This is a genomic window from Hyphomicrobium sp. (genome assembly GCF_009026145.1).
In the GTDB taxonomy this organism is placed as follows: Bacteria; Pseudomonadota; Alphaproteobacteria; order Rhizobiales; family Hyphomicrobiaceae; genus Hyphomicrobium_A.
In genome coordinates this window covers 144662-151273 of record NZ_WBUE01000008.1, presented here as the reverse complement: position 1 = coordinate 151273, position 6612 = coordinate 144662, and the positions used below count along the sequence as shown (strand labels likewise).

General features: G+C 68.3%; 4 protein-coding genes. 2 read left to right on the top strand and 2 right to left on the bottom strand.

The window, feature by feature from the left end:
* Window positions 1-185 precede the first annotated feature (185 nt).
* The gene (gene ligA / locus F9K20_RS09115) at window positions 186-2318 is read left to right on the top strand and encodes an NAD-dependent DNA ligase LigA (protein ID WP_291000247.1); all 2133 of its coding nucleotides are present in this window, start codon (window positions 186-188) and stop codon (window positions 2316-2318) included.
* A gap of 71 nt (window positions 2319-2389) precedes the next feature.
* Window positions 2390-3640: a sulfotransferase gene (locus F9K20_RS09110; protein ID WP_291000244.1), complete on the top strand. Its 1251-nt coding sequence runs from the start codon at window positions 2390-2392 to the stop codon at window positions 3638-3640.
* A gap of 171 nt (window positions 3641-3811) precedes the next feature.
* On the opposite strand, the gene F9K20_RS09105 is transcribed toward F9K20_RS09110, so the two are convergent.
* Window positions 3812-5626, bottom strand: a complete 1815-nt coding sequence (locus tag F9K20_RS09105; RefSeq protein WP_291000241.1) for an aminopeptidase P family protein — start codon at window positions 5624-5626, stop codon at window positions 3812-3814.
* Between the two features lie 88 nt (window positions 5627-5714).
* Complete coding sequence (locus F9K20_RS09100) at window positions 5715-6584, bottom strand: 50S ribosomal protein L11 methyltransferase (RefSeq protein ID WP_291000238.1); 870 nt, start codon at window positions 6582-6584, stop codon at window positions 5715-5717.
* Window positions 6585-6612: the final 28 nt, after the last annotated feature.

The window sequence follows — 6612 nt, the reverse complement described above, 5'->3', positions numbered from 1 at the left end:
CCCGCTGCCACGCCGGACTGGCCGGCGGCGACCACCACGACGCCCAAGGGCCCGCCTCCGCCCTCGTCCCTGGGCGGCCCGCAGTCCTGACACCCTTCGCCTAAGCCACCGCTGCGCATCGCGAATCTGTGCGCTTTGCGCGCCCGCAGTTTGCCTGTGCGGCGGCTTCCGATATTGCTGGCTGCATGAGCGAAAAGGACTTCAGCGACACCCCCGTCGAGGAGTTGAAGCGAGCCGAGGCCGAGGCCGAGCTACGGCGCCTCGCCGCCCTCATCCGTCATCACGACGAGCTCTACTACCGGCAGGATGCGCCGGAAATTTCCGATGCCGAGTACGACGCGCTGCGCCGGCGCAACGATGCGATCGAGGCGCGGTTTCCCAAGCTGGTGCGCCCCGACAGCCCCTCGCGGCGGATCGGTGCCGCAGCGGCCGAGGGCTTCGGCAAGGTGCGCCACCGGGTGCCGATGCTGTCGCTGGGGAATGCCTTCGCCGACGAGGACGTGACGGATTTCGTCGAGCGCGTGCACCGCTTCCTGCGCGTCGCACCCGACGCCCCGCTGGCCTTCATGGCCGAGCCGAAGATCGACGGGCTGTCGATCTCGCTGCGCTACAGTGGTGGGAAGCTGATCGAAGCAGCGACGCGCGGTGACGGCATGGAGGGCGAGAACGTCACCAGGAACGTGATGACCATCGGCGAGATCCCGCACCAACTCAAGGGACGCAATGTCCCCGAGATCATCGACGTGCGTGGGGAAATCTACATGGCGCACGCCGACTTCGCGCGCCTGAACAAGGAGCAGGCGGCGAGCGGCGGCAAGGTGTTCGCCAACCCGCGCAATGCCGCGGCGGGCTCGCTGCGCCAGCTCGACCCCTCCATCACGGCTTCGCGGCCGCTCCGCTTCTTCGCCTACGCCTGGGGCGAAGCCTCACAACTGCCGGCCGATACGCAATCGGGCGTCGATGCGGCGTTCGCCAAATGGGGCCTGCCGGTCAACTCGTTGGCGCGCGTGTGCAGCGGTGCCGATGAGCTCATTGCATACTACGAGCAGCTCGCCGAGGAGCGCGCCAAGCTCGCCTACGACATCGACGGCGTCGTCTACAAGGTGAACAGGCTGGATCTGCAGGAGCGGCTGGGCTTTGTGTCGCGCTCGCCGCGCTGGGCCATCGCCCACAAGTTCCCGGCCCAGCAGGCGATGACGATCTTGAACGGCATCGACATCCAAGTGGGACGCACCGGGGCGCTCACCCCCGTCGCCAGGCTCGAGCCGGTCACCGTCGGTGGTGTCGTCGTTACCAACGCGACGCTGCACAACGAGGACGAGATCAAGCGCCGCGACGTGCGCATCGGCGACACGGTGATCGTGCAGCGCGCCGGGGACGTCATCCCGCAGATCCTCGGCTATGTGCCCAACAAGCGGCCGAAGGGGGCCAAGCCCTACGTCTTCCCCGCTCGCTGTCCCGTCTGCGGCAGCCACGCCGTGCGCGAAACCAACGAGAAGACCGGCAAGGTCGACGTCGTGCGCCGCTGCACTGGCGGTCTCATCTGCCCGGCGCAGCGCGTCGAGCGCTTGAACCACTTCGTGTCGCGCAACGCCTTCGACATCGAGGGCCTCGGCGAGAAGCACATCCAGGCCTTCTACGACGACGGCCTGATCCAGTCGCCGGAGGACATTTTCACCCTGGCGGTCCGCGATGCGCGCGCGTCGAAGAAGCTCGAAGAGCGCGAGGGCTGGGGGCCGCAGTCGGCGACCAAGCTGTTCAACGCCATCGCGGCGCGCAGGAACATTCCCCTCGACCGCTTCATCTATGCGCTCGGTATCCGCCATGTCGGCGAGACGACGGCCAAGCTGCTGGCGCGCTTCTACGGCTCGATCGATGCCTTCCGCGCCGCGATGCTGGAGGCCGCCAAGGACAAGGACAGCGAGGCGTTCAAGGAGCTCGACAACATCGAAGGCATTGGCGAGGTCGTGGCGCAGGCGATCGCCGACTTCTTCGCCGAGCCGCACAACGTTCGCGTCGTCGACCATCTCCTCAAGGAAGTGTCTCCGCAGCCACTCGAGGCGGTCGATTCGACATCGGCGGTCGCCGGCAAGACGGTTGTGTTCACCGGGACACTCACCCTCATGACGCGTGGCGAGGCCAAGGCCCAGGCGGAGCGCCTCGGCGCCAAGGTGGCGGGTTCCGTCTCCAAGAAGACGGATTACGTGGTCGCCGGCGCCGACGCCGGCTCCAAGCTCGCCAAGGCGCGCGAGCTGGGGGTCACCGTGCTCGACGAGGAGGAGTGGCTACGGTTGACCGGTGCGGGGGATCGCGGCTAGGTGCCAGACTCAAACTTGCCGCGCCGAGTCCCTACGTTGCGGGATCGTCGCGCCACAGACGGGGAGACTCAATGCTGAGGAGACGCCGACTGTCCTCCGGGGTACGCCTCGGTCCGCCGCTGCCGCTGCGCCTCCTCAATACGCTGGGCCCGCTGATCAAATCCCTCGGCTTGTGGCCGCGCATCGATGTGGAGCGGCAAATGCGCGCCACCGAGAAGAAGTACAAGCGCGACAACTGGACGCCGGAGCTGAAGCGGGCGCTTCCGGTCCGGGCGCACGCCTTCAACGAGGATGCGGACCTGTCGCTATTCGGCGCGCTCGTCATCCGCGGGCAGTTCCTCAAGAGCATGCAAAACGCCATGGCGCTCGAGGATCTCATCGCGCGCCACCCGCAGATACTCGATGAGCGCATCCGCCGCCCGCTGTTCGTGCTGGGGCTGGCGCGCACCGGAACGACGCTGCTGCAGCGGCTGCTGTCGCTCCATTCGGGCGCCCGCTATCTGCCGTTCTGGGAGGGCTACACGCCTTATCCGCGTGAGGTCGGCCATCACCAGGGCGGCAAGGATGGCCGCCACCGCGAGGCGGCCAACCGCCTCAAGCTGTTGAACTGGGTGGGGCCGGAGTTCAACAAGATCCATCCCATCGAGGTCGACGATCCGGAGGAGTGCTACCACCTCTTCCGCAATCACTTCTTGGTGTCCCCGGGGTTCGACTTCGCCTACGTGCCGAGCTATTGGCGCTGGTGGGATGCCAAGTCGCACACCGATGTCTACCGCATGCACAAGCGGCAGCTGCAGGCGCTGCAGTGGCTCGATCCGCGCCAGCACTGGGTGCTGAAGTGCCCGAACCACCTCTCGGGCCTCAAGTATCTTCTGGAAGCCTATCCCGACGCGCGCATCGTCTACACGCGCCGCGACCCAATGAAGACGGTGCCGTCGCTGTGCAGCCTCGCGGCCGTGACGTGGTCCATGACGTCGGACACGGTGGATCTCAGCAAGGTGGGGGAGTTCGCGCTCGACCTCGCCGAGCGCTGCGAGGCGGCTGGGCGCGCGGCGCTGCAACTGGTGCCGCGCGATCAGATCGTGCACGTCGAATACGAGGACCTGATCGCCGACCCGGCGGCCATGGCGATGTCGATTTACGAGCGCTTCGGCTACCCTGCCGATGCGCAGCTCAAGGCGCGCATGACGCGATGGCTCGCCGACCACCCGAGCGACAAGCACGGCAGGCACAACTATGCGCTGGAGGACTTCGGCCTGACGCCGGAGATCATCCGCAAACGCCTCGCCGTGCCGGTGCTGCGCTCCGCCGCCGGCGCCTGATCCCTCGCGCCATCCCCTGTCATCCCGGGCAAGCGCAGGCGCAAGCCGGAGCGAGGCCCGGGACCCAGGAGAGGAGTGCGCAAGCTCAATATAGAGAGGCTTACGCCGCTTCTTACGCTGGGTCCCGGATAGCCGCTCGCTTCGCTCGCGGCTTCCGGGATGACAGAGCGATCAAAGCGGGGCGGTGGCGGCCTTCAGCCAGGCGCGCGTCTCCTCGTCCACCTCGGGGCTGAGCGCCGCCGCAACGCGCGCGTGATAGGCATCGAGCCAGGCGATCTCCCCTGCCGTGAGCAGCTCGCTCACGATGAGGCGCCGGTCGATGGGCGCCAAGGTGAGCGTCTCGAAGCCCATCGTCTCGCGGTCGGCGCCGGGCAGCTTCTCGGGCTCGGTGACGAGCACGAGGTTCTCGATGCGGATACCGTAGGCGCCCTCCTTGTAATAGCCAGGCTCATTCGAGCAGATCATGCCGGGCTCCAGCACCGCCATGCCGGCGCGCGAGATCGACTGCGGGCCCTCGTGCACCGACAGGTAGCTGCCGACGCCGTGCCCGGTGCCATGATCGTAGTCGAGGCCATGCTGCCACAAAGCGCGCCGTGCGAACGGGTCTAGGTCGATGCCGCGCGTGCCCTTGGGGAAGCGCGCCGAGGCAATGGCGATGTGGCCCTTGAGGACGAGCGTGAAGCGCTCGCGCATCTCGTTCGTCGGCTTGCCGATGGCGACCGTGCGCGTGATGTCGGTCGTGCCGTCGAGATATTGCGCGCCGCTGTCGATGAGGAAGAGCTCGCCGCCCCGCAGCTTGCGGTTGGTCGCGTCGCTGACGCGGTAGTGCACGATGGCGCCGTTGGGGCCGCTGCCCGAGATGGTGTCGAACGAGATCTCGCGCAGCTGGTTGGTTGCGCGGCGGAAGCCCTCCAGCCGGCGCACGGCCTCGATCTCGTCGAGCGCTCCGGTGGCGGCTGCCGCGTCGAGCCAGGCGAGAAAGCGCGTCACGGCAACACCGTCACGCAGGTGCGCGGCGCGGGCGCCCTTGATCTCGGTGGCGTTCTTGACCGCCTTGAGGGCGAGGCTCGGATCGGGACCGCGCGCAATGCGCTTTTCCCCGCCGAGGGCGCGCGCGAACCAGTAGCCGGCGGTGTTGGGATCGAGCCGCACGCGCTTGCCGGCGGCGCGCAGCGCTTTGAGCCGCACCGCGAGAGTTTCCGGCGGGCTGATCTTGGCGAAGGTCTCGAGATGCGCGCGCACCGCCGGCTCGAGCTTCTCCGATGCCAGGAACAGCTCCGGCTTGCCGGCCGCCGGCAGAATCGCGAAGGCCAGCGCCACCGGCGTGTGGGGAATATCGGAGCCGCGGATGTTGAAGGTCCAGGCCACCGAGTCGCTGAGCGTCAGGATCACCGCGTCCTGCTTTTCGGCCTTCAGCAGCTTCTGGATGTCGGCGATCTTGTCCTGGGGCGAGCGGCCGGCGAGCTTCAGAGGATGCAGCGAAACGGGATCCTTCGGCGCCGGCGGACGGGCGCGGCCCCAGATGCGGTCGACAAGGTTGCGATTGGTGGGGACGAGCTTGATGGCGTGCGGCTTCAACGCGGCTTCGAGGCGCTCGATCTCGGCCACGGTGTGCAGCCGCGGGTCGAAGCCGACGCGCTGCCCGCGCGATAAGCGCTCGCCGAGCCACTCGCCGATCTTGGTGCGCGCCAGCGTCGATACCTCGATGAGGCCCGGCTCGACCTCGGAGCGCGCCTGCACCGTGTAGCGTCCGTCAACGAACAGACTTGCGGTCTTCTTGGTGACGATGGCGAGGCCAGCCGAGCCGGAAAAGCCGGTGAGAAACTTGAGGCGCGCCGCCGACGCCGGCACGTACTCGCCCTGATGCTCGTCGGCGCGCGGAATAAGGTAGGCGTCGAGCTTGGCCGCAGCCATGAGGCGGCGCAGCTCCTTCAAGCGTTCTTGCGCGGCGCCGCGCTCGGCCTGGCTTTCGAAGGTCTGGAACATGCGAGCCTGTTTAAGCACGTTGATGCCCGGGGGCAATTCGCGATCGCGGGCTTGCCACAAGAGGGCCTGCGCAACTCGAGCGGGGCAGTCAGCGCCGCTTGCGCAGCGTCAGCGTCGACCACTCGCCGATGCGCTGGCGCTGTACGAGAAAGAAGCCATGCGCCAGGTATGCGGCAATGACCGCCGGCGCTTCGGGATTGAGGATGCCGGACAGCACTACCCCGCCGCCGCGGCGCACAGACGCGGCAACGTCGCCGGCGAGGGCGCGCAGCGGCCCGGCGAGGATATTGGCAACGATGAGGTCGAACGGCGCCGCGTGCCGCAGCCAGGGGTGGGCGAGCCCGTCGGCGCAGGCGAAGGCGATGGAGTGGCAGCCGTTGGCCTCGGCGTTGGCGTGGGCGACCTTGACTGCCACGGGGTCGGAATCGGTGGCGATCACCTGTGCCCCCGGCAGCGCCCGGGCGGCAGCGATGGCGAGCACGCCAGAGCCGCAGCCGAGGTCGAGCACGCGGCGAACGCGGCCTGACCGCGCCAGCCGGTCGATGGCGAGGAGGCAGCCAAGGGTCGTAGCGTGGTGCGCGGTGCCGAAGGCTTCGCCGGCGTCGATGAGGATCGACCGCGGCCCAAAGGGGATGCGCGCCCGGTCGTGGCTGCCGTGCACGACGAAGCGTCCTGCGGTCACCGGCGGCAGCGCCGCTTGCGAGATCGCCACCCAGTTGAGGTCGGGCAGGTCTTCCAGCTCGATGGGCGGGATCGACGGCCCGAGCTTCGTGGCCAGCCCAGCAGCGGCTTCGGCGTCGGCGCGGCTCTGCGTATAGGCCTCGACGCGCCAGGCGCCCGGACCGTCCTCGAACAGGGTCACCGCATCAAGCGCCGGTTCGGCTGCCGCCAGCGCGGCCTCGATTGCCTGCGCTACGCCGAGATCGGTCGTGCGCACGGAGAGCTTGGTGCTGGGCATGGCTATGGTTTGGTCACCCCGGGCGGAC

Bases quoted from the DNA above. Each gene is read 5' to 3' on its own strand.
- F9K20_RS09105 (WP_291000241.1), bottom strand. From the start codon at position 5,626: ATGTTCCAGACCTTCGAAAGCCAGGCCGAGCGCGGCGCCGCGCAAGAA.
- F9K20_RS09100 (WP_291000238.1), bottom strand. From the start codon at position 6,584: ATGCCCAGCACCAAGCTCTCCGTGCGCACGACCGATCTCGGCGTAGCG.
- F9K20_RS09110 (WP_291000244.1), top strand. From the start codon at position 2,390: ATGCTGAGGAGACGCCGACTGTCCTCCGGGGTACGCCTCGGTCCGCCG.
- ligA (WP_291000247.1), top strand. From the start codon at position 186: ATGAGCGAAAAGGACTTCAGCGACACCCCCGTCGAGGAGTTGAAGCGA.